This window comes from Janthinobacterium sp. RA13 (assembly GCF_000745325.1).
GTDB classification, from domain to species: Bacteria; Pseudomonadota; Gammaproteobacteria; order Burkholderiales; family Burkholderiaceae_D; genus Janthinobacterium; species Janthinobacterium rivuli.
The window spans coordinates 5,877,752-5,901,595 of record NZ_JQNP01000001.1 but is presented as its reverse complement, the minus strand read 5'-3'; the positions used below and the strand labels follow the sequence as shown (position 1 = coordinate 5,901,595).

The following is a 23,844-nucleotide window of genomic DNA, read 5'->3' as shown; positions in this document are numbered from 1 at the left end:
TTGAAATGCACTTAATACAACAGTTTACTGCAGCCATCATGGCGGCAGCACGGCCGTCACCTCGATTTCCACCCTGGCGCGATCCTCGATCAGGCCGGCCACCTGCACGGCCGTCATGGCAGGAAAATGCTTGCCGATCAGCTCGCGGTAGGCCACGCCGATTTGCGGATACGCCGCCACGTATTCCTTCTTGTCGAGCACATACCAGTTCATGCGCACGATGTGCTCGGGCAAGGCGCCCGCCTCGGCCAGCACGGCGACGATATTCTGCAGGGCCTGGCGCACCTGTCCCGCAAAATCATCCGTATGGAACTGGCCCTGCGCATCCCAACCTATCATGCCGCTGACGTACACCGTGCGTCCGCTGGCGGCCACGCCATTCGCATAGCCGCGCGGCCTGGCCCATCCCGGTGGTTGTAAAACTTGCATATTGCTTTCCTCGTTGTTGATGCGGGTCATGCGTCCGCCGCCTCGCGCAGCAATTCGCGCGCGATGATCAATTGCTGTACTTCGCTGGCGCCCTCGTAGATGCGCAAAGCGCGAATTTCGCGATACAGGCGCTCGACCGGATGGTCGCTCACCACACCCATGCCGCCGAACAGTTGCACGGCCGCGTCGATTACCTGCTGCGCCGTTTCCGTGGCCGTCAACTTGGCCATCGCCGCTTCCTTCGTCACCTTGCGGCCCTGGTCGCGCTGCCAGGCGGCGCGGTAGGTGAGCAAGGCGGCCGCATCGATGCCGGTCGCCATCTGCGCCAGTTTCGCCTGCGTCAGCTGGAAGTCGGCCAGGGTCTGGCCAAACATCTGGCGCTTTGTCGCGTGGCGCAGCGCTTCATCGAAGGCGCGCCGCGCAAAGCCCAGCGCGGCGGCGGCCACCGACGTGCGAAACACGTCGAGTGTCGCCATGGCCACCTTGAAGCCCTGCCCCGCCTCGCCCAGGCGCTGCGAGACGGGCACGCGGCAATTGGCAAAGCGCAGGCGCGCCAGCGGATGCGGCGCGATCACGGCGATACGCTCGGCGATTTCCAGGCCGGGATTGTCCGCGTCGACGATGAAGGCGCTGATGCCGCGCGCACCGGGCGCCTCGCCCGTGCGGGCGAACACCACGTAAAAATCGGCGATGCCGCCATTCGAGATCCACGTCTTTTCGCCGTCGAGCACATACTCGTCGCCATCGCGGCGCGCCGCGCACGCCATGGCCGCCACGTCGGAGCCGGCCTGCGGTTCGGACAGGGCAAAGGCCGCGATGCGCTTGCCGCTGGCCACGTCCGGCAGATAGCGCGCCTTGTTCTCCAGGCTGCCGAACAGGCCGATGGCGCCGGAACCGAGTCCCTGCATGGCAAAAGCGAAATCGGCCAGGCCATTGTGGCGCGCCAGGGTTTCGCGCATCAGGCAAATGGCGCGCGTGTCGATCTTGCCATCGGTGCCGGTGGCGTGCGCGAGCCAGCCACCCTGCCCCAGTTGCGCCACCAGCGTGCGGCAAGCCGCATCGACGTCGGCGCCGTGCGCATCGTCCAGGTGCAGCGTCGCCCAGGCATCGAGCTCGCGTTCGAGTCCGGCATGATGCGCCTCGAAAAACGGCCAGTCCAGATAGCTCATGTCACGCATGTCAGTTTCCCTCGAATTGTGGTTTTTCCTTCGCCACGAAAGCGTGATAGGCGCGGTGGAAATCGTTGGTGGCCATGCAAATGGCCTGCGCCTGGGCTTCCGCCTCGATGGCTTCGTCGACGCCCATGTTCCACTCCTGCTGCAGCATTTTTTTCGTCATGCCGTGGGCGAACGTGGGGCCGCTGGCCAGGCCGGCCGCGAACAGCTGCGCCGCCTCGTCCAGTTCTTCCGGCTCGACCAGGCGGTTGAGCCAGCCCCAGCGTTCACCCTCGGCGCCGGCCAGGGAGCGCCCCGTGTACAGCAGCTCGGCGGCGCGGCCCTGGCCAATCACGCGCGGCAGCAAGGCGCAGGCGCCCATGTCGCAGCCGGCCAGGCCCACGCGGGTAAACAAAAAGGCCGTCTTGCTGCGCGCCGTGCCGAGGCGGATATCGGAGGCCAGCGCCAGCATGGCGCCGGCGCCCGCGCAAATGCCGTCGATGGCGGCGATGATGGGCTGCGGGCAGGCGCGCATGGCTTTCACCACGTCGCCCGTCATGCGGGTAAAGGCCAGCAAGCCTGGCATGTCGAGTTTTGTCAACGGGCCGATGATGTCGTGCACGTCGCCGCCCGAGCAGAAATTGTCGCCGCTGCCCGTGATGATGACGGCCTTGACGTCGTCCGCATGCGCCAGCGCGCGAAACAGCTCGCGCAATTCCGCATACGAGTCAAAAGTGAGCGGATTCTTGCGCTCGGGCCGGTGCAAGGTCAAGGTGGCGACGCCTGCATCGACGGAAAACAGAAAATGCCGCGCGGCGTAGCCGGCCAGGCTGGCGCGGTTGCCTGGCAGGTCTTGCGGCTGGCCGGGTAGATGGCGCATGCTCAGTCCTTTATGGGGGAGTTATTCAACTGCTGCTTCATGTGCGACAGCAGGTCGATCAAGCGGGTTTTGTCGTCCGGCGTCACGCCGTGCAGCAGTTCGGCGATCCAGCCTTCGTGCACGCGCGCCATCTCGTCGAACGCGCGCCGGCCCGCCGGCGTCAGCTTGACGCTGTAGGAGCGGCGGTCTTTCGGATCGACCACGCGCACCACCAGCTTTTCCTGTTCCAGCTGGTCGGTGATGCCCGTGATATTGCCGCCCGTGACCATCATGCGCCGGGACAGTTCGCCCATGCGCAAGCCTTCGGGAAAGCGTTCGAGCTGCGCCATCAAGTCGAAGCGGGGCAAGGTGATGCCGAAGGTGGCGCGCAAGCGCGTGCGCACCTCGTTTTCGATTTTTACGGTGCATGACAGCATGCGCAGCCACAGCTTAAGTGACTGGTGGTGGTCCTGCGTCAGCCGGCTCGCCAGGTCCAGCACCGGTTCTTCCGGTACGGCTTCGTCCTGCACGGCTTCGTCCTGTATGTTATCGGGTTCTTTATCCATGGTCTTCACTCAGTTACATGACTTCGCCGCCGGCGACGGCGATCGATTGTCCATTCATGGCGGCCGACGCGGGCAGGCAGAGCCACGCCACCGCATCGGCCACTTCGCGCGGCTGCACCAGCCGCTGCTGCGGGTTGCTGGCCGCCAGTTCCGCGCGCGCCGCATCTTCGCCGCGCCCCGTCTTGCGCACGATGTTTTGCACGGCCTGCGCCACCATGTCCGTTTCCGTGTAACCGGGGCAGACGGCGTTGACGGTGACGCCGCGCGGCGCCACTTCCAGCGCCAGCGCGCGCGTCAGGCCGATCACGCCGTGCTTGGCGGCGACATAGGCGCTGACGTAGCGATAACCCTTCAGGCCCGCCGTCGACGCCACGTTGACGATGCGCCCCCAGCCCGCTTCCAGCATGGCCGGCATGGCGGCATGGCAGCAGTGATACACGCCCGTCAGGTTCACGGCCAGCATCTGCTGCCAGATGGCGGCATCCGTCTTGCCGAAGGGCGCCGCATGCGCCTGGCCCGCGTTATTGATCAATATATCGATGCGGCCGAAATGCGCGGCCGCCTGCGCGAAGCCCGCCTGCACGGACGCTTCCACGGCCACGTCGAGCACGCAGATGGCGACCCTGCCCGCGTGGCCCGCCTCTTCCATCTGCATGCGCGCACGCGCCAGCCGCGCGCCGTCGCGCCCGGCCAGGGTGACCCTGGCGCCCGCGTCCAGCAAGGCGCACGCGCACGCGAAGCCGATGCCGCTGCCGGCGCCCGTCACCAGCGCGTGTTTTTCTAACAGCGTGTCCATCAATGCTTCCTTGCTCATGTCATCCTTCCAGCAGCCGCGCGGCCACCTGTTGCGGGGTCAGGCCCGTATTGGCGGCGGCCAGCTGGCGCTCGCGCTGCAGATTGCGTTCCAGCTGCTGCTGGCCCGGCCGGTACTGTTTCGGCCACGCTGCGCCTGCGCCGCTGTAGCCGATGCGCGCCATTTCCGTCAGGGTCCAGGCGGGGTTGGTCAGGTGCGGCCGGCCCACGGCGCACAGGTCGGCGCGCCCGGCGGCGATGATGCTGTTGGCGTGATCGGCTTCAAAGATCGAGCCGACGGCCATGCTGGCGATGCCCGCCTCGTTGCGCACGCGGTCGGCGAACGGCGCCTGGAACATGCGCCCGTACACGGGCTGTTCGAGTTTGCTCACCTGGCCAGAGGAACAGTCGATCAAATCGGCGCCGGCCTGCTTGAACAGGCGCGCGATGCGCACCGCGTCGTCTGGCGTGATGCCGCCTTCGACCCAGTCGTGGGCAGAGATGCGCACGCTCATCGGTTTATCCTGCGGCCAGGCGGCGCGCATGGCGCGGAACACGCGCAGCGGATAGCGGCAGCGGTTTTCCAGGCTGCCGCCATAGTCGTCCGTGCGGCGGTTGGTCAGCGGCGAGATAAAACTCGACAGCAGATAACCATGCGCGCAATGCAGTTCCAGCCAGTCGAAACCGGCGACGGCGGCGGCCAGGGTGGCGCGCACGAAGTCCTGTTCGATGCGCGCCAGGTCGCTTTCCGTGGCCGCACGTGTCGTTTGCGACACGCCGGCCAGGTATTGCTGTTCCGACGCCGAGGTCAAAGGCCAGTTGCCGTCCGCCAAAGGCAGGTCGATGCCGTCCCACATGGGGCGCGTCGAGCCTTTCGGCCCCGCGTGGCCCAGCTGCAGGGCGATCTTCGCATCGCTGTTCGCATGCACGAAATCGACGATGCGGCGCCACGCCTGCGTGTGGGCTTCGCTGTACATGCCGGGGCAGGCGGGCGTGATGCGCGCATCGGCCGACACGCACGTCATCTCGGCAAACACGAGACCCGCGCCGCCCATGGCGCGCGCGCCCAGGTGCATCAGATGATAATCGCCCGCCCCCCCATCGACGGCGCTGTATTGCGCCATGGGCGAGACAGCGATGCGGTTTTTCAGCAGCACGCCGCGCAGCCTGAAGGGCGTGAGCATGGGCGGCAGGGCCTCGTCCCGCATCGCCACTCCAGCCTGCTCGCCCGCGCGCCGCGCCAGCCACCGTTCATAATCGGCCACATACGCAGGGTCGCGCAGGCGCAGGTTTTCATGCGAAATGCGCTGGCTGCGCGTGAGCATGGAATAGGCGAACTGCGGCGCTTCCATGGCGCTGTAGCGCTCGACGTTTTCAAACCACTCCATGGAATTGCGCGCCGCGCTCTGGATTTTCAGCACCTCGACCGCGCGCGCCTGCTGGTAGGCGCCCAGCGCGGCACCAGCTTCCGCATGCTGGCCGAAGCAGCGGGCCAGCTCGATCGCGTCTTCCAGCGCCAGCTTGGTGCCCGAGCCGATCGAGTAATGCGCCGTGTGAGCCGCGTCGCCCATCAGCACGACGGGCACGCCGTCCTGTACATGCACCCACTGGCGGCAAACGATGCGCGGGAAGGTGATCCACTGCGCCGAGCCGCGCAAGTGCGGCGAATTGCTCAGCAATCCTTGCCCGTCGAGCTCCTCGGCGAACAGCGCTTCGCAAAAAGCGATGCCCTCTTCCTGGCTCATGGCATCCAGGCCCGCCGCGCGCCACACGTGTTCGGGCGTTTCGACGATGAAGGTGGAAGTGTCGCCATCGTATTGATAGATATGCGCCTGGAACCAGCCGTGCGGCGTCTGGCGGAAGGCAAACGTAAACGCCTCGAATTTCTTGCGCGTGCCGAGCCAGACGAAGCGGCACTGGCGCTGGTCGATCTCGGGCTGGTAGCTGGCCGCATAGCGCGTGCGGATGCGGCTGTTCAAGCCGTCGCTGGCGATCACCAGGTCGGCGCCGTACTGCTGCGCAATGGCCTGGTCGTCCTGCACTTCCGTCTCGAACACCAGCTGCACGCCGAGTTCCTCGCAGCGCGCCTGCAGGATGTTGAGCAGGCGCTTGCGGCCGATGCCGCAAAAGCCATGGCCGCCGGAACGCACGGTCTGGCCCTTGAAGTGGATCTCGATATCGTCCCAGTGGTTGAACGCCTGCAGGATGGCGCGCGCGGTCGGCTCGTCCGCGTTGGCCAGGTTGCCCAGGGTCTGGTCGGAAAACACGACGCCCCAGCCAAACGTGTCATACGGCCGGTTGCGCTCGATGACGGTGATGTGGTGATCCGGGTTCTGCTTTTTCATGAGCAGGCTGAAATACAGGCCGGCGGGGCCGCCGCCGATGCAGACGATATTCATGGCGTATCCGTACGAAGTTTGAAGCGCTGCAGCTTGCCCGTTTCCGTGCGCGGCAGGGAAGGCAGGAAGCGGATGGCGCGCGGGTATTTATAGGGGGCGATCTGCTGGCGCACGAAATCCTGCAGTTCGGCCGCCAGCGCATCGCTGGCCTGGCAGCCGTCTTTCAGCACGATGTGCGCTTCGACGATCTGGCCACGCTCGGCATCGGCGCGCCCGACCACGCCGCATTCGGCCACGGCGGGGTGGCGCAGCAGCGCCTCTTCCACTTCCGGGCCGGCGATGTTGTAGCCGGCCGAGACGATCATGTCGTCGCTGCGCGAGCGGTAATAGAAATAGCCGTCGGCATCCATCTCGAAGGTGTCGCCCGTCAGATTCCAGCCGTTCTGCACATACTCGCGCTGGCGCGGGTCGGACAGGTAGCGGCAACCGGTGGGGCCTTTCACGGCCAGGCGGCCCGTCACGCCGGGCGGCTGCGGCACGCCCGCATCGTCGACGATGCACGCCTGGTAGCCGGGAATGGCCTTGCCGATGGCGCCGCGGCGGATGCCCTCGCCCGTGGCGGAAATGAAGATGTGCAGCATTTCGGTGGCGCCGATGCCGTCCGTCATGGCCAGGCCCGTCGCCGCCTGCCAGGCATCGCGCGTGGCCAGCGGCAGCGCCTCGCCGGCCGACACGCACAAACGCAGGCTGCGCACGTCGTGACTGGCCGCCAGGGGCGCCATCTGGCGGTAAAAGGTAGGCGCCGTGAAGCAGATCGTGGCGCCGTAGGCGCCGATGGCGCGCAGCAGGCTCTCGGGCGTAAGTTTTTCCAGCAGCACGGTGCAAGCGCCAAAACGCAGCGGGAACAGCAGCAGGCCGCCAAGGCCGAAGGTAAACGCCAGCGGCGGCGTGCCGATAAAGATATCGCCGGCGCGCACCTGCAGCATGGAGCGGGGAAAGCAGTCGCAGATGGCCAGCAGGTCGCGGTGCATGTGCATGGTGCCTTTGGGGACGCCCGTCGTGCCCGAGGTAAAGCTGATCAGGCAAACGTCGTCGGCCGCCGTATCGCACGCGGCAAACGGTGCGGCGTGGGCCGCCATGCGCTGCTCCAGTTCCGCATCATCGGCGCCAAAGCACAGCATGGCCGGCAAGCCGGGCACGCCATCGAGCTCCGCGCGCAAGCCTTGCGCGCACAGCACGGCATTGACTTCCGCCTTGATGATAATCGTGGACAGTTCGCGCGCGCGCAGCAGCGGCATGGTGGGCACGGCGATGCAGCCGGCCTTCAGCACGGCCAGCAGGCAGGCGGCCATCATGGGGGTATTCGCGCCGCGCAGCAGCACGCGGTTGCCGGGGATCAGGCCCAGGTCTGCGCTCAGCACGTGGGCGATGCGGTCGACCTGGCGCGCCAGCTGCGCGTAAGTCCAGCGCTGGCCGTCGGCGAGGATGGCGGTGCGTCCACCGCCGCCATTGGCCACGGCCGCATCGAGCAGCGCGGCGACGCAATTGAGGCGGGGCGGATACTGCAGCTCGGGCAAGTCCAGGCACAACTGCGGCCAGAGCGCGCGCGGCGGCAAGTGCGCACGCGCGAAGTCGTCCCGGGGAGATGCGGTGGTAGGCGAAGGGTCGCTGCTCATGCTCGTCCTGGCTGGTGACGGGCGCGTGCAAAGGCCCGGAAGCAGATACTTTAAACCTAAAGTATTTTCCCGGCAAGCGGAAAACAGCGAATTCAGCCGGCGCCGTCCGGCTTCTGTGCCAGACGCGCCTGCTGCGCCACGCTGCGCGCCAGCGCGGCCAGGGCCGTTTGTATCTGGCCGCCGTCGAGCACCGCGGCCTGCAGCAGGGCCATCATGCCCGCTTCCGCGCCGTGCAGACCCAGGGTGCGGCAACCGAGGTGCAGGCGTTCGAGCTGCTGGCGCGCCTGGGCCGGTTCGCCGCGCGCCAGCAAGGCGTCGACCTGTTCGCCGGCGGCGACTATCTGTCCCTGGAAGCCCGTCAGGTAGGCCAGCAGACGTTCGCTGTCGATGCCCAGGCGCTGCAAGGTGTCGCGCGGCGCCTCGGCCGGCAAGGCGGAAACGTCGAAGCAGGCGTCGATATGCTGGCGCACCTGCTCCGGCTGGAAGGGCTTGACGATGTAGCCGGCGGCGCCTGCCTGCACGGCGTCGCGCACCGTGTCCTGGTCATTCGCCGACGATACCAGCACCAGCGGCATGGCGTCGAGCGCGCTGTCGGAGCGGATTTTCTGCAGCAGCTCCATGCCGGACAGGCGCGGCATGCGCAAATCGCAAAAACACAGCGACGGACGCAAGCCGCCTTCGAGCTGCTCCCACGCCGCCGCGCCATCTTCGGCTTCCACGATATCGTGCACACCGCAGCTGTCGATCAGATGCATCAATACCATGCGCGACACGACATCATCGTCAACCACCAGTACTTTCATTGCTTTCTCCATAGGCGGCAGCGTCACGGTGCCTGGCCATATTCTACCCAGTTTGGCCGCGCGCTCGATGGCCGGCATTGCCTATTTTACATTTCCTTGCCCGAAACGGCTATTTGCGCCAACAGTGCGCGCAATTGCGGCAAATGCAGGGCCACCTGCGTCCAGCGCCCGCCGTCCGCCGCCTCCTCCATTTCCGTGCACAGCATGTGCAGCTGCGTTTCATCGAGATAGGCGGCGCTGCCCTTCAAACCGTGCAGCAGGCGCCCGGCGTTGTCCTTGTCCTGCGCCGCCAGGGCGGCGTCTAGTTCACGCAAACGCCCCTCCAGGTCGGCGAGGAAGGCGACGCGGATGCGCCGTTGCAGTTCGCCGCTGCGGATGGACTGGGCAGGCGCCGGCACGGGAACCGCCGGCGCGATGCCGAACAGGGCGTCGAGTTCGGCCTGCCCGCGCGCGGCAGCGCGCGGCGCATCCGACGGCATGCGCGGCAACATGAAACCGCGCTGCAGCTGGCGCTCGATGGCGCGCGCCAGCAAGCCATGCAGCACCGCCTCGTCCACCGGTTTGCTGAGGAAATCGTCCATGCCGACGCCAAGATAACGGTTGCGGTCTTCATCGCTGGCGTTCGCCGTCAGGGCCACGATCATCAGTTCCTGGTCGCGCACGGGCTGGTCCGGCCAGCCGCCCACGCGGATCAAGCGCGTCGCCGTGGCGCCGTCCATCTCCGGCATGCGCCCGTCCATCAGGATCAGGTCATAGCGCGTATGCACGCAGGCGGCCACCGCCAGCACGCCGTTGGCGACGACGTCGACCCGGTGCCCCAGTTCCTCGAGCATGACGCGGATGATGATCTGGTTGGTGGGGAAGTCTTCCGCGCACAGCACGCGCAACTGGTGGCTGTGCGGCGCCAGCGCCACCTGCGGCACCAGCGGCGGCGCCACGCCGTCGGCCAGTGGCAAGGTGAAGGCAAAGGTGCTGCCCTGCCCCGGCGTGCTGGCCACCTCGATCTCGCCCTCCATCAATTCGACCAGCTGGCGGCAGATCGCCAGGCCCAGCCCCGTGCCGCCGTAGCGACGCGTGGTGCTGGCGTCGGCCTGCTCGAACTTCTGGAACAGGCGCGCCATCGCGTCCGCATCGATGCCGATACCGCTGTCGCTGACCGTAAAGCGGATCAGGTTGACACGCCGTCCGCCGCTGCCGCTGGCCACGCCGGCCCGCTCGACGCAGACGCTGACGCCGCCGCGCTGGGTGAACTTGAAGGCATTGCCGACCAGGTTGACCAGCACCTGGCGCAAGCGGGTCGGGTCGCCCACCACGAACGGTGGCAGGTCGGGCGCGAAATCGATGGAGAAACCGATGCTGCGCGCGGCCGCCTGCTCCTCGAACAGGCTGACGACCGTCTCGATGGCCGCGCCGAGCGCGAAGTCGATGTTTTCGATACTCAGCTTGCCCGCCTCGATCTTGGAAAAATCGAGCAAGTCATTGATGATCACGAGCAGCGACTGGGCATTGGCCTGGCCGCGCAGGATCTGCTCGCGCGTGGCGTCGTGCAGCTGCTCGTCGCGCAGGGCAAAGCCCAGCATGCCGATCACGCCGGCCAGCGGCGTGCGCATCTCGTGGCTCATGTTGGCAAGGAATTCCGACTTCTGGCGCGTCGCATCCTCGGCCTTGCGCTTGGCCTGGCGCAGGCTTTCCTCGTTTTTCGTCAGGCTGCTGTTCACTTGCGCCAGTTTTTCCGACTGGGCCAGCACTTCGATTTCCTTGCTCTGCAACTCGGCCGTGCGCTCGCTGACCTGCTTTTCCAGTTCATTCTGCTGATGCCGCAGCGCGCGCACGCGCTGGCGGTAGGCGCCATAAATGGCGCCCAGAAGCAGCGCGCCCATCAGGGTGCGGAACCACCAGGTTTTCCAGAACGGAGGCAAAATCGTGATGGCCAGGGTGGCGCCGCTCTCGTTCCACACGCCGTCCTTGTTGGCCGCCTTGACGCGAAACACGTAATTGCCGGCATCGAGGTTGGTGTAGGTGGCAAAGCGCCGGCCCGCATCCGTCATGACCCAGTCCTGGTCGAAGCCTTCGAGCCGGTAGGCGAACATATTGCGCTGGGGCGCGGCGAAATGCAGGGCCGCGAATTCCAGCGAAAAGACGCTTTCGCGGCTGGTCAGCACCAGCTGGCGCGTATGGTCGATGGCCGTCCTGAGCACGTGCGCGAACTCGCCGCGGCCGATGGCCACCGGCTTGTTGAAGATTTGCAGTTCCGTGATGGACACCAGCGGCGGCACGCGGTTGTCGTGGATATCCTGCGGCACGAACGCCGTCATGCCGTTAAAGCCGCCGAAGTACATGGTGCCGTCGGAGGCGCGCAGGGCCGCGCCATCGAAGTACGAGCCTTCCACCGTGCCGTCGGCACTGTCGTAGTTGCGAAACAGGCCGCTGCGCATGTCGAGCCGCGTGATGCCGCTGTTCGTACTTAGCCACAGCTGCTCGTTGTCGTCGCCGAGGATGCTGGCGACGGCATCGTCGGCCATGCCATCCTTGCGCACGAAGCGCCGGAATCGGATCTCGCCCTTGGCGTCGACGTCCATGCGGTTCAGGCCATTGGCCGTGCCCACCCACAGCACGCCGCGCTTGTCCTCGTGCAGGAAATGCACCTCGTCGTGGCTCAGGCTCTGCGGGTTTTGCGGATCGTGGCGGAAATGGCGGAAGTGGCCAGTGTCGCGGTCGAGCAAGTCCAGGCCGTGGAAGGAGCCGATCCACAAGCGCCCCTTGCCGTCTTCCAGCACGGGCCGCACCATATTGTCGGACAGGCTGTTCGGGTTGGCCGGGTCATGGCGGTAGGTGGTAAAGCGCTTGGTCGAGGGGTCGAAGCGGTGCACGCCGCCGCGCGTCGAGACCCACAGCATGCCGCTGCGGTCGCTCACGACATTACGGATGGTGTCGCTGTTCGGATCGCCGGCGGCAAAGCGCATGGTAAAGAAACGCCCGAGTGCCGGATCGAAGCGGTGCAAGCCCGTCGAGCCGCCCACCCACAGCACGCCGTCCGGCGCCTTGTACAGGGTGGTGACCTGCTCGTCGCGCGACATGCCGGGCGAACTGCGCAGGTCGAACAGGCGCGAGCTGCCGTCGCGCGTGTCGTACAGTTTCAGGCCGCCCTTGGTGGCCAGCCACAGCTTGCCATTGCCCGCGTCGGCCACGGCGCGCACTTTCTTGTCCGCCAGCGCGCCCACGTCGCCGGGCGCGCGCGCCATGCGCGAAAAGCCGCCGCTGCCCAGGTCGACCCGGCTCACGCCGTTGTACCAGGAGCCGACCCAGAAGGTGCCGGCACGGTCGCGGTACAAGGATGACAGCTGGTTGTCGGCGACGCTGAACTTGTCGCCCGTCTGGTGCCGGTACTGCAGGAAGGTGTCGCTCTCGGGCAGCCAGCGGAACAGGCCATCGGCATTGCTGCCCAGCCAGACCGTGGCGTCAATGTCCTGATACAGGCTGGCCACGCGGATGGCGGAAAAGCCATGTTTCTCGCCGAAGCGCACTCTGGCCTGCGGCGCCTGGCCGGCGGCGCCCAGGCGCCAGCGCTCGGCGCCGGCCATGGTGCCGATCCACAGATTCTGCTGGCGGTCCACCAGCAGCGACTGGATCACGTTGTACTTCGAGCCAGGCTCCGTGTCGACGGCGAAATGCTCGAAGCGGTCGCTGCCCGGCGCCAGCATGTCCAGGCCCGTGACCGTGCCGATCCACAGGCGCTGCTGCGCGTCCAGCGCCAGCGCCTTGATTTCATTGTCGCCCAGGCTGTGCGGCTTGCCTTCTTCATGGTGCCAGGTGCGGAAGGTACCCGTGGCCGGGTCGAAATGCTGCAAGCCGTCCGAGGTGGCGATCCAGAAGCCGCGCGCGCCATCGTCGAGGATGGCGTGGATATGCCGGTTGCCGTTGCCGCGCTTGCTCTTTTCGGCCGGGGCGTAGTGGATGAAGGTCTGGCTGGCGGCGTCGAAGCGGTCCAGGCCATTGTCGGTGCCGACCCACAGCTGGCCCTGGCTATCGACGTGCAGCTCGCCCACCCAGTTGTCGGCCAGGCTGGTCTTGTCGCCTTCGATATTTTTATAGACGACCATGCGGTAGCCGTCATAGCGGCTCAAGCCAGACTGGCTGCCGAACCACATATAGCCCTGCCGGTCCTGGGCGATGGCCAGCACCGATTCCTGCGCCAGACCCTGGTCGACGCTGAGCTGGTCGAAACGCAGGGTGGGCGCGGGCGCCGCCGCGGCCCAGCCGCTCAACAGTAGACTGAATAACAACACCACATCGCAAACACGTCGAAATACCAGCACAGTCGTCCTGTCAAAAAAAACGCGAAAAACCCGCACGCCGCTCCAAGGGCCGTCTCAGGAACCAAAGAACGCCAGGACATCATCCTTGCGGGCTTGCGTATCGCGCTGTCCAAGACGGATCAGCTCGTTAGTATACGTCGATTCGAACAATAAATACGATGCCAGCGCCGCGCCGCGCGCTTCGGCCGCGCCGATACCGGACAACATGGTGCGGATGGGACGCGGCAAACTGCCGATATGCCGGCTGGCGATGGCGTCGAGGCGCTCGGACGGCGCGATGACGAGCAACTCCACGGGACGCAAGGCCGTCTTGCCCAGCAACTCGGGCGGCAGCATCGACAGGGTCAGGTTGATGCGGTTCAGGCGTTCGATGTCGACGGCCAGGCCATCGAGGAAAATCGACGACAGCGCATGGCCGGCGATCTGCGCCAGGCTCGGGTAGCGCGCCGCTTCGGACGCGGCCGGCGCCGGTTCCGTCATGCGCCCCGCGCCCACCACCAGCACCTTGTTCGCGCCCAGGTGGATCGCCGGCGAGATCGGCGCCAGCTGGCGCATGGAACCGTCGCCGCAGTATTCGCGCTGGCCGCCCACGTACAGGGGCACGGCGGGGAAGATGAAGGGGATGGCGGCCGAGGCAAGCAAGTGCTCCACGCCGATCTGGTCCGGCAGGGCCAGGCGCTGCGTGCGCACCCATGGCGCGATATCCTCGGCCGTCTGGTAAAACGTCATGTGGCGGCTGCCCGAATACGACGACGCCGTCACGGCCAGCGCATGCAGCAGGCCGTCGGCCAGGGCCGCGTCCAGGCGCGGCAGGTCGAGCATGCGGTGCAGCAGGCTGACCAGCGGGGTATTGTCGAGCAGGGAACTGGGCGGCGACGCATGCCACTGGCGCAACAGCCAGCCAAACGACAACAACGACAGCCAGCGCGCGCCCGAGCGGATCACGCCCAGCGAGTCGGCCCGATACACTTGCTCGACTTCAATGTGCTGCCACACGTCGAGCAGCTTTTGCACGCCTTCGCCGAAATTGTCGGCGCGGCAGGCCAGCGCAGTGGCGTTGATGGCGCCGGCCGAGGTGCCGCAGATGATGTCGAACGGGTTGCGCGCCGGCGCCCAGCCCGCTTCCCACAGTATCGCCGAAATCGCCTGCAGCACGCCCACCTGGTAGGCGGCACGGGCGCCTCCTCCCGTCAATATCAAGCCTGTTTTATTTTGCATTCCCATGCCGGCAGATTAGCAGGGTCTGGATGCTTTGTGGAAAAGATTAGGGGTCAGACCCGTCGGGTCTGACCCCAGCTTTTGCCTTTGGGCTAAACAGTAGCAATCAAAAAATCAATCACCCCTGACCATGCCTTCACGCCTCGGGTCCGCCCCGCCAAACCAGAAATCCTTGCCATGCGCATTCAGGCGCATGATGCCCTGCAAGCCCGAGTTCTGCTCGATCACGCGCACCTCGTGGCCCATGGCCTGCAGCGCCTCGACTTGCGCGGCCGGCGCGCGGCCTTTTTCCAGTTCCGTCGGGCCGTTGCGGCTGCCGAAGTTCGGCAGGCTGATCGCCTGCTGCACGTTCAAGCCCCAGTCCATGGTGCCGACGAGGACCTTGGCGACATAATTGATGATGGACGAGCCGCCGGGCGAACCCGTCGCCAGCACCAGCTTGTGCGTGCCCTTCTCGAACACGAGGGTGGGCGACATGGCGCTGCGCGGACGCTTGCCCGCTTCGACGCGGTTGGCGATCGGGCCGTCCGCATCGCGCGAATCGAACGAGAAATCCGTCAGCTGGTTATTGAGCAAAAAGCCGTCGACCATCTGGCGCGAGCCGAAGGCGTCTTCCACGCTGGTGGTCATCGACAGGCCGCCCCCAAACGCGTCGACGGCCACCAAGTGTGACGTCGACGGGCGCTGCAGCGCGTTATCCATGCCCCACGCCACCTGCATGCCGGGCGGCGTGCCGGGTTTGGCTTTGCCCATGGATTTGTCGCCGATCAGCGAGGCGCGCTGCGCAAGATAGGTTTTATCGAGCATCGAGGCGACGCCATTGCCGGGCAGCGGCACGAAGTCCGTGTCGGCCACGTAGCGGTTGCGGTCCGCGTAGGCCAGGCGCCCCGCTTCCGAGAACAGGTGAATCGCTTGCGCATCGAGCACGCCGTCGACGGGTGCATACGGGCGGATATCCTTCACTTCCAGCATGCCCAGCATCTGCGCGATGGCGATGCCGCCCGACGATGGCGGCGGCATGCCGCATACGGTCCAGGCCTTGTAATCGCTGCAGACGGGTTCACGCACCTTGGCCCGGTAGCCAGCGATGTCGGTCGCCGTCAGCTTGCCAGGGTTGGTCGGGTGCGACGCCACCTTGGCGGCGATGTCGCGCGCGATGCGGCCGTTATAAAAAGCGTCGGCGCCGCCACGGGCGATCTCGCGCAGGGTGCGCGCCAGCTGCGGGTTTTTCAGCACGTGGCCGACGGGCCAGGCCTTGCCCTCTTTGTCATAGAAATAGGCGGCGGCGACGGGGTCGCGCTTCAGGGCCTGATCCCAGTTCAGCAAGCCGTTGAGGCGCTGGCTGACGGGAAAGCCGCCGTGCGCCAGCTTGATGGCGGGGCCGAACAGGGTGGCCCACGGCAGCTTGCCGTGTTCCTTGTGCGCCAGTTCCAGCATGCGCAGCACGCCCGGCGCGCCCACGGAACGCCCGCCCACCACGCCCGTGGCGCGCGAGACGGGGCTGCCGTCCGCATTCTGAAACAGGTGTTCATCGGCGGCGGCAGGCGCCGTTTCGCGTCCGTCAAACGCCTGCACGCCCTTGGCCGTGGAGTACAGCAAAAAGGCGCCGCCGCCGATGCCCGACGATTGCGGCTCGACCAGGGTCAGCACCAGCTGCGTGGCGATGGCCGCGTCGATCGCGCTGCCGCCCTTTTTCAGCATCTGGTAACCGGCATCGGCGGCCAGCGGATTGGCGGCGGCGACCATGAATTTCTGCGCCGCCCAACCCGATTTTTCCGCATACGCGGTGGCGATTTCCGGCGCCTTTTGCGGCGCCTCGGCAAATACGGGACTGGCAGCGAGGGCTCCCAGCAAGGTCAGGCTCAGCGCCAGCGGCTTCAATGTGATCATGGATTCTCCGATAAAAAAAGGGCGCACAGCCGAGCAAGGCTGTACGCCCCATACGGGGGTATCCTACATCAAATCATGCCCAACTTACTTTGGCTGCATGCGGATCGCGCCGTCCAGGCGGATAGTCTCACCATTGAGCATGACGTTTTCCACGATGGCTTTCACCAGTTGCGCGTATTCGCCCGGCTTGCCCAGGCGCGATGGGAACGGCACCATCTTGCCCAGTGCATCCTGCACTTCGGCCGGCATGCCCAGCAACATCGGCGTTTCGAAAATGCCGGGCGCCACCGTCATCACGCGGATGCCGTTGCGCGACAAATCGCGTGCCATCGGCAGGGTCAGCCCCACCACGGCCGCCTTCGACGACGCATACGCGGCCTGACCGATCTGGCCATCGTAGGCCGCCACGGACGCCGTGTTGATGATGATGCCGCGCTCGCCCTCAGCGGTGGCATCCTGCTTGGCCATCGCATCGGCCGCCAGGCGGCACATATTGAAGGTGCCGACCAGGTTGATGTTGACGACTTTCTGGAACAGGGCCAGCGGATGCGGGCCATCCTTGCCCACGGTCTTCACGGCCGGCGCCACGCCGGCGCAGTTGACCAGGCCGCGCAAGGTACCGAGCTTGGTCGCCGCCGCCACCACGGCCATGCCGTCTTCTTCCGACGTCACGTCGCACTGCACGAACACGCCGTTCAGTTCCGCTGCCAGCGCCTGGCCCGCCTCCGTCTGTACGTCGGCCAGCACGACCTTGCCGCCGGCCGCCGTCAGCATGCGTGCCGTGGCCGCGCCCAGGCCCGATGCGCCGCCCGTGATGATGAATACATTGTCCTGAATCTGCATGAAATCTCCTGAGTGATAAGTGCCGTGTTCCCGGCGCCTGATGGTTGCATGGTGCCATAGTTACGTTTACGTAAACGTAACGTCGACGACAATTGTAGCCATTTTTACGCTCACCGAGCGAAAACTTGCAACACCAGCCAGTGGCAGGGTTAAAAACACTGGATGAATGCGCCATTCCGGTGGCAGATGCGCCCGTTGGCGTCGAGCGTGGCGTTGCCCGCGCCGTTGTAGCGCGCGCCGGCCGCATCGCGGCAACCGCCCGTGTCGCATGCGCCGATGGGCTGCGGCGCGCGCGGCATCGGCACGGCCGGGCTGGGCGGCAGGGGCGCCATGGGCACGACCGGAGGCGCAGGCTGGGCCGGCATGCGGCCGATCACCAGTGCCACGGAACGGCGCGGCTGCACGGGCGGCGCCGGGCGGCATGGCTCCACGGCCAGCTTGCCGCTGTCGCGCGGGTCGAGCTGGCACACGGGCAAAGGCTCAGGCAAGGATTCAGCAGGCGCCGCCGGCTCCTGCGCCCATGCATGGCCGCCAGCGAGCACGATGGCGCAGGCCAGCGCCGGTATGGTTTTTATCATCGTCTTCATGCCACCTCCCAAGCATCGATCTTACCGCTTTCATTATTGGCACACACGGCGCCAGATACCATGCACATGTTGCAACGGTGTTTTATTTCCTCTCATCACTTTCTTTCTTGCCAGCATGGCATTACAATAAGAACGATTCTTATTCTCATTATCAGAATTCGAGCGCAGTTTATTCTCTTTTCATTCATACCCGAGCCACCCGGAAGGCAGCCAGGAAATAACAACATCCGGAAAGTTCACCATGACCAAGCGTAGTCCCGCTTTCGCAACCTTTGCAGCCCCCGTTCCCACTCCCGTCCGCTCCATGCATTCCGCCGCCCTGCTCCTGCCCTGCCTGCTGTCGCTGGCCGTCAGCAGCGCCTGGGCCGAAGGCAATGTGGCCGCCGATCCCACCATGAACACGGTGGTCGTCACCGCCTCCGGCACGGCCATCGACATCAAGGATGCGCCGGCCAGCATCAGCGTCATCACGCGCGAGGAAATCGAGCGCCAGCCCGTGTATGACCTCAACACCCTGCTGCGCCGCATCCCCGGCGTGACGGGCGGCACCGGCACCGAAGACGAAGCGTCGAAGATCAAGCTACGCGGCTTGCCCGACAAATACACCTTGATCCTGGTCGATGGCAAGCGCGTGGGCAGCTCGGCCGACACGGCGTACCGTCCGGATCTGGGCCGCCAGGACTTGAACTGGATTTCGCCCGACATGATCGAACGTATCGAAGTGGTGCGCGGCCCCATGTCCTCGCTGTACGGCTCGGACGCCATGGGCGGCGTGATCAACATCATTACGCGCAAGGTGCCTGGCAAGTGGAACGGTTCGGCCACGGCCAACTACACGCAGCCGCAGGACAGCGGCCGCGGCACGGCGCACCAGCTGGGCGTAAACCTGGCCGGTCCCCTGTCGGACACGGTCGGCATGCGCCTGGGCGTGAGCCAGACGCGCCAGAATCCCGATGAAAAATTCTTCGACAAAGCGGGCGGCATGGGCGGCGAACGCAACCAGACTGTCTCGGGCCAGCTGACCTGGGCGCTGGGCAAGAAACAGAACCTGTCGCTGGATGCCAGCTATGGCAGGCAGGAAGCCAGCACTTCGAGCGCGCGTGATGCGGACGGCGAACCGCTGGTCGACAGCTGGGGCGCCAACAAGCTGATACGCAAGAGCGTCAGCCTCGGCTACGAAGGCCGCTGGGACTTCGGCAAGACCACGGTCAACCTGTATCACAACGACTTCGATAACCAGGACGTCGGCACGGTGGCGAAGTCCAAGGACAGCACGCTCGACGCCAGCCTGGAAAAACGGCTCGGCTGGGGCGGCATCGAACAGATGCTGGTGATGGGCGGCCAGTGGAAGCACCAGGAACTGACGAACACGAATACCATCGGCACCGTGCCCACCGATTACCTGGGCAACACCGTGAGTGGCGCGACCTTGTCCGGCACCACGTCGGCCCTGTTTGCGGAAGATCAGCTGTTCCTGCGCGACAACCTGACGGCCACGGCCGGCCTGCGCCTCGATCACCACAGCAAGTTCGGCAACCACTACAGCCCGCGCCTGTACCTGGTGTACCACCCTGCCCCCGCCTGGACCATCAAGGGCGGCGTCTCGCAAGGCTTCCGCGCCCCGAGCCTGAAGGAAAACTCGCCGGCGGCGGCGACCAATTCGGGCGGACGCGGTTGCGGCAGCCTGAAACCGCTGGGCTACGTCACCGGTTCCTGCTACATGGCCGGCAATGCGGACCTGAAGCCGGAAACGAGCACGGCCGGCGAGATCGGCGTGGCGTGGGAACAGAATGGCTGGGACGTGGGCCTGACTTACTTCCACACGGATTTCAAGAACAAGATCGACTATGCGCCGCTGGGCTTTTACCAGCAGCGCTGGTGGACCAAGATGACGAATATCCAGAAGGCGCGCACCAGCGGCCTGGAAGCGACGGCCACCATCCCGCTGACGAAAAACCTGAACTGGCGTAACAACGTCACCTACATGGCGGAAGCGAAAAACCTGACCACGGGCGCCAACCTGCTGTCGACGCCAAAACTGTCGTGGTACTCGGCGCTGGGCTGGCAAGTCAACGACCAGCTGTTCGGCGAAGTGTCGGCCCAGTACACGGGCAAGGAACTCGATGCGGGCAAGCTGGCCGACAAGGCCTACACCATCGTCGACACCGTCGTGTCGTACAAGGTCACGCCGCAGTGGACCGTGCGTGGCGGCGTGCAAAACCTGTTCAAGAAGGGCCCGATGGCCGATGGACTGGTCGACTATTATGTGCCGGGACGGCGCATGTTCGTCGGCCTGACGTCGCGCTTCTAAGCAGCCATCCCGGCGCCAGCAGCAAGCACGGCCGAGAGTTGCGCGCTACAAACGCCAACAGCCCTACGGCGCGGGCCACGGGGCTGTTGGGAATGGCGCGGATTATTGCGCCGGCAAGCTTTGCACCGGTGTCGCCGGCGCCAGGATGGGCGGCACGGGCGCGTGGATCGGTGCCGGCGCCTTGACCGCCAGCCAGCCCGTGGCTGGCAGCAGCGGCACCAGCAGCAGGGCCACGATATTGATGATCTTGATCAAGGGGTTGACTGCCGGGCCGGCCGTGTCCTTGTACGGGTCGCCCACCGTGTCGCCCGTGACGGCCGCCTTGTGCGCGTCCGAACCCTTGCCGCCGAAGTGGCCATCCTCGATGTATTTCTTCGCATTGTCCCAGGCGCCGCCGCCCGTGGTCATGGAGATGGCCACGAACAGGCCCGTCACGATGGTCCCCATCAGCAAGCCGCCGAGGGCCGCTGGCCCCAGCAGCATGCCCACGACGATGGGCACGACCACGGGCAGCAGGGACGGCACGATCATTTCGCGGATGGCCGACGCCGTCAGCATGTCGACGGCCTTGTCGTATTCAGGCCGCGCCGTGCCTTCCATGATGCCCTTGATGTCGCGGAACTGGCGCCGCACCTCGACCACCACGGCGCCGGCCGCGCGGCCCACGGCTTCCATCGCCATGGCGCCGAACAGGTAGGGAATCAGGCCGCCGATGAACAGGCCGACGATCACCATGGGGTTCGACAGGTCAAACGTGATGTGCTGGCCCACGGATTCGAGCGCATGCGTGTAGTCGGCAAACAGCACCAGCGCGGCCAGGCCGGCCGAGCCGATGGCATAGCCCTTGGTGACGGCCTTAGTGGTATTGCCGACGGCGTCCAGAGGGTCGGTAATGGCGCGCACGGAGTCGGGCAGGCCCGACATTTCCGCGATGCCGCCCGCGTTATCCGTGATGGGGCCATACGCGTCGAGCGCGACGATGATGCCCGCCATCGACAGCATGGCCGTGGCCGCGATGGCGATGCCGTACAGGCCGGCCAGCTGGTACGAGACGAGGATGGCGACGCAGACGGCCAGCACCGGATACGCGGTGGACTTCATTGACACGCCCAGGCCGGCGATGATGTTGGTGCCGTGGCCCGTCGTCGACGCTTCGGCGATGTGGCGCACGGGCTTGAAGTCCGTGCCCGTGTAGTACTCGGTGATGTACACCATCAGCCCCGTGAGGACGATGCCGACGACGGTCGCGCCCAGCATCTTGTAGCGCATGGCGTCGTCGGGCCACAGCAGCCACGTCACCACCGCGAAGCCGACCAGTGACAGACCGGCCGCCCACCACAAGCCCGTGTACAGGGCCGACATGATTTTCGCGCCTGGCTTGGTCTTGACCATCGAGCAGCCGACGATGGACGCGAGGATGGAGACGGCGCCCAGCAGCAGCGGGTAGATGATGGCCGTGCCGCTGGCCTCGGCCATCAGCAAGGCCCCCAGCAGCATGGTGGCGATCAGGGTCACGACATAGGTTTCGAACAGGTCGGCCGCCATGCCGGCGCAGTCGCCCACGTTATCGCCCACGTTGTCGGCGATGACGGCAGGGTTGCGCGGATCGTCCTCGGGAATGCCCGCCTCCACCTTGCCGACCAGGTCCGCGCCCACGTCGGCGCCCTTGGTGAAGATGCCGCCGCCAAGCCGCGCGAAGATGGAAATGAGCGAGGCGCCGAAGGCCAGGCCGATCAAAGGCTTGATCAGGTCATGCTGCGTGAGGCCGGGCGCGCCCGTCGTCACCAGCAGCCAATAGAACAGGGTCACGCCCAAGAGGCCCAGTCCGACGACCAGCATGCCGGTGATCGCCCCGCCCTTGAAGGCCACGTTCAAGGCCTGGTTGATGCCCAGCGTGGCCGCCTGCGCCGTGCGCACATTGGCCCGCACCGAGACATTCATGCCGATGAAACCGCAGGCGCCCGACAGCACGGCGCCGATCAGAAAGCCCAGCGCCGTATGCAGGCCAAGCAGCGCATAGATGGCGATCAGGAGCACCACGCCGACGATGGCGATGGTGCGGTACTGGCGCGCCAGGTAGGCGGCCGCGCCCTGCTGGATGGCCAGCGCGATTTCCTGCATGCGCGCGTTGCCGGGATCCTGCCTCAGGATCCAGCTGCGCGACACCAAACCGTAAATGACTGCGACCACGCCGCAGGCTACCGCAAACCACAAACTGGCTGCCATATCGTCCCCTTCTGTTTTTATCCGACGTCATTGCCAACAGCTGCAGACCGCACCGGGTAGGCACGCGCAGCCAGGAAAACACGACCTGCAAAAAACCTGAACCACGAAAACGATACGGCGCCCGCCTGAAGCGCGGGCACAAAAAAAGCGGACACTCAGGTCCGCTTTTCAATACTGCTTATTCCGCCAGGGCGGCAAATGCGCTGTCGCGGATTTGCTCAACCGGACCGACGCCGGCGATGCGGCGGTATTTCGGTGCGCCCGGCAGGCCCGACTTGGCCCAGTCATTGTAGTAGCCGAGCAAGACCTTGGTCTGGTTGTGGTACACGTCCAGGCGCTTCTTGACCGTTTCCGCCTTGTCGTCGTCGCGCTGGATCAGCGGTTCGCCGGTGATGTCGTCGACGCCGTCGACCTTGGGCGGATTGAATTTGACGTGGTAGACGCGGCCCGAACCCGGGTGGCTGCGGCGGCCGTCCATGCGCTCGATGATCGAAGCGTCAGGCACGTCGATTTCCAGCACGTAGTCGACATTGATGCCGGCGTCTTTCATGGCGTCCGCTTGCGCGATCGTGCGCGGGAAGCCGTCGAACAGGTAGCCATTGGCGCAATCGGCATCCTGCAGGCGATTCTTGACCAGGCCGATCATGATGTCGTCCGACACGAGGCCGCCCGCATCCATGACTTTTTTCGCGGCCAGACCCAGTTCCGTGCCTTCCTTGATCGCCGCGCGCAGCATGTCGCCCGTGGAGATTTGTGGAATGTTGTATTTTTCTTTGATGAAATTAGCTTGGGTGCCCTTGCCGGCACCGGGTGCTCCTAAAAGTATCAGACGCATTGAAAAGTTCCTAAAAAACAGATTTTGGATGGTGGTATGTGTAATTATTTTTAGATGGTGTTGCCAAGGCTATCTTTCCGTACGAAACTTACCACAAAAAATCCCTGGAACGCCAGTTTGCTATCGAATTGCTATGCCCTGATTGATCAAAGCCAGCAATTCGCGCGGCAGACGTTTCAAAATGTGGTTTTTACTGCAGGCGCACAAAACTTTATTTGCACGCCTGCCGTTTTACGGGTAGCGCTTACAGGGCGCCGTAGTGTGCTTGCACCCGGGCAAGATCTTCCGGCGTGTCGACGCCGGCGGCCGGCGCCGAGTCCGTGACATGCACGGCGATGGCAACACCGTGCCACAGAACGCGCAGCTGCTCCAGCGCCTCGATGGCTTCCAGCGGCGAGGCGGACAATTGCGGATACTCTTGCAAGAACGCATTGCTGTACGCATACAGGCCGATATGGCGCAGCGGCACATAGCCTGCGGGCAAGCTGTCTTTCGACTGCGCGAAGCCGTCGCGGTGCCACGGGATGGTGGCGCGCGAGAAATACAAGGCGCGGCCGTGCTTGTCCAGCACGACCTTCACCACGTTCGGATTGAATGCGTCAAGCACATCGTGCAGCGGATGGGCGCACGTGGCCATGGGAACGGCGGCGCTGATCTGCGCGGCGCAGGCGGCCAGCAGGGACGGATCGATCAGCGGTTCGTCGCCCTGCAGGTTGACGACGACGGCATCGAGCGGCAAATCGAGCGTGCGCGCCACTTCGGCGATGCGGTCCGTGCCCGACGGATGGTCGCCGCGCGTCATGCACACTTCCACGCCATGCGCGGCGCAGGCGGCGCGAATGGATTCATGGTCGGTGGCGACGATGACGCGCGCGGCGCCCGACAGGGCTGCCTGCTCGGCCACGCGCACCACCATGGGCTTGCCGCCCAGGTCAGCCAGCGGCTTGCCCGGCAGGCGCGTCGAGGCCAGGCGGGCCGGGATGATGACGATGAACGCCAT

Annotated in this window: 17 protein-coding genes; 1 reads left to right on the top strand and 16 read right to left on the bottom strand. The window is 65.6% G+C overall.

The features are described from left to right. Positions 1-36: 36 nt before the first annotated feature. From FG13_RS26185 to FG13_RS26125, 13 genes are all read right to left on the bottom strand, one after another. The gene (locus FG13_RS26185; protein WP_035828787.1) at positions 37-429 is read right to left on the bottom strand and encodes a RidA family protein; all 393 of its coding nucleotides are present in this window, start codon (positions 427-429) and stop codon (positions 37-39) included. A gap of 26 nt (positions 430-455) precedes the next feature. After that, positions 456-1,607: an acyl-CoA dehydrogenase family protein gene (locus tag FG13_RS26180; RefSeq protein ID WP_035825796.1), complete on the bottom strand. Its 1,152-nt coding sequence runs from the start codon at positions 1,605-1,607 to the stop codon at positions 456-458. A gap of 1 nt (position 1,608) precedes the next feature. After that, positions 1,609-2,463, bottom strand: a complete 855-nt coding sequence (locus FG13_RS26175) for an enoyl-CoA hydratase family protein (protein ID WP_035825794.1) — start codon at positions 2,461-2,463, stop codon at positions 1,609-1,611. Positions 2,464-2,465: 2 nt separating this feature from the next. Next, positions 2,466-3,008, bottom strand: coding sequence for a MarR family winged helix-turn-helix transcriptional regulator (locus FG13_RS26170; RefSeq protein ID WP_081922724.1), 543 nt, complete (start codon positions 3,006-3,008; stop codon positions 2,466-2,468). 13 nt (positions 3,009-3,021) lie between these two features. Further along, a complete protein-coding gene (locus FG13_RS26165) occupies positions 3,022-3,804 on the bottom strand; it encodes an SDR family NAD(P)-dependent oxidoreductase (RefSeq protein ID WP_442905211.1) in 783 nt (260 codons plus the stop codon). Positions 3,805-3,823: 19 nt separating this feature from the next. Next, entirely contained in the window at positions 3,824-6,199 is a 2,376-nt protein-coding gene (locus tag FG13_RS26160; RefSeq protein WP_035825789.1) for a bifunctional salicylyl-CoA 5-hydroxylase/oxidoreductase, read from the bottom strand. Beyond that, positions 6,196-7,815: an AMP-binding protein gene (locus FG13_RS26155; RefSeq protein WP_035825786.1), complete on the bottom strand. Its 1,620-nt coding sequence runs from the start codon at positions 7,813-7,815 to the stop codon at positions 6,196-6,198. The genes FG13_RS26160 and FG13_RS26155 overlap by 4 nt, the downstream gene beginning before the upstream one ends. A gap of 92 nt (positions 7,816-7,907) precedes the next feature. Further along, the gene (locus FG13_RS26150; protein WP_035828776.1) at positions 7,908-8,618 is read right to left on the bottom strand and encodes a response regulator; all 711 of its coding nucleotides are present in this window, start codon (positions 8,616-8,618) and stop codon (positions 7,908-7,910) included. A gap of 86 nt (positions 8,619-8,704) precedes the next feature. Further along, positions 8,705-12,883, bottom strand: a complete 4,179-nt coding sequence (locus FG13_RS26145; RefSeq protein ID WP_235211808.1) for a two-component regulator propeller domain-containing protein — start codon at positions 12,881-12,883, stop codon at positions 8,705-8,707. Positions 12,884-12,988: 105 nt separating this feature from the next. Then, a complete protein-coding gene (locus tag FG13_RS26140) occupies positions 12,989-14,158 on the bottom strand; it encodes a patatin-like phospholipase family protein (protein WP_034751717.1) in 1,170 nt (389 codons plus the stop codon). Positions 14,159-14,266: 108 nt separating this feature from the next. Then, on the bottom strand, positions 14,267-16,042 hold the full coding sequence (ggt, locus tag FG13_RS26135) for a gamma-glutamyltransferase (protein ID WP_035825780.1): 1,776 nt from the start codon (positions 16,040-16,042) through the stop codon (positions 14,267-14,269). An 84-nt stretch (positions 16,043-16,126) separates the two neighbouring features. Then, positions 16,127-16,885, bottom strand: coding sequence for a 3-hydroxyacyl-CoA dehydrogenase (locus FG13_RS26130; RefSeq protein WP_035825778.1), 759 nt, complete (start codon positions 16,883-16,885; stop codon positions 16,127-16,129). Positions 16,886-17,034: 149 nt separating this feature from the next. Beyond that, complete coding sequence (locus FG13_RS26125; protein WP_051959469.1) at positions 17,035-17,472, bottom strand: hypothetical protein; 438 nt, start codon at positions 17,470-17,472, stop codon at positions 17,035-17,037. 304 nt (positions 17,473-17,776) lie between these two features. On the opposite strand from FG13_RS26125, the gene FG13_RS26120 reads away from it, so the two are divergent. Further along, positions 17,777-19,783, top strand: coding sequence for a TonB-dependent receptor domain-containing protein (locus FG13_RS26120; RefSeq protein WP_051959468.1), 2,007 nt, complete (start codon positions 17,777-17,779; stop codon positions 19,781-19,783). Between the two features lie 102 nt (positions 19,784-19,885). On the opposite strand, the gene FG13_RS26115 is transcribed toward FG13_RS26120, so the two are convergent. From FG13_RS26115 to kdsB, 3 genes are all read right to left on the bottom strand, one after another. Beyond that, on the bottom strand, positions 19,886-22,009 hold the full coding sequence (locus tag FG13_RS26115) for a sodium-translocating pyrophosphatase (protein WP_035825774.1): 2,124 nt from the start codon (positions 22,007-22,009) through the stop codon (positions 19,886-19,888). A gap of 178 nt (positions 22,010-22,187) precedes the next feature. Next, a complete protein-coding gene (adk, locus tag FG13_RS26110) occupies positions 22,188-22,844 on the bottom strand; it encodes an adenylate kinase (RefSeq protein WP_035825772.1) in 657 nt (218 codons plus the stop codon). Between the two features lie 244 nt (positions 22,845-23,088). Continuing rightward, a complete protein-coding gene (gene kdsB, locus FG13_RS26105; protein WP_035825770.1) occupies positions 23,089-23,844 on the bottom strand; it encodes a 3-deoxy-manno-octulosonate cytidylyltransferase in 756 nt (251 codons plus the stop codon).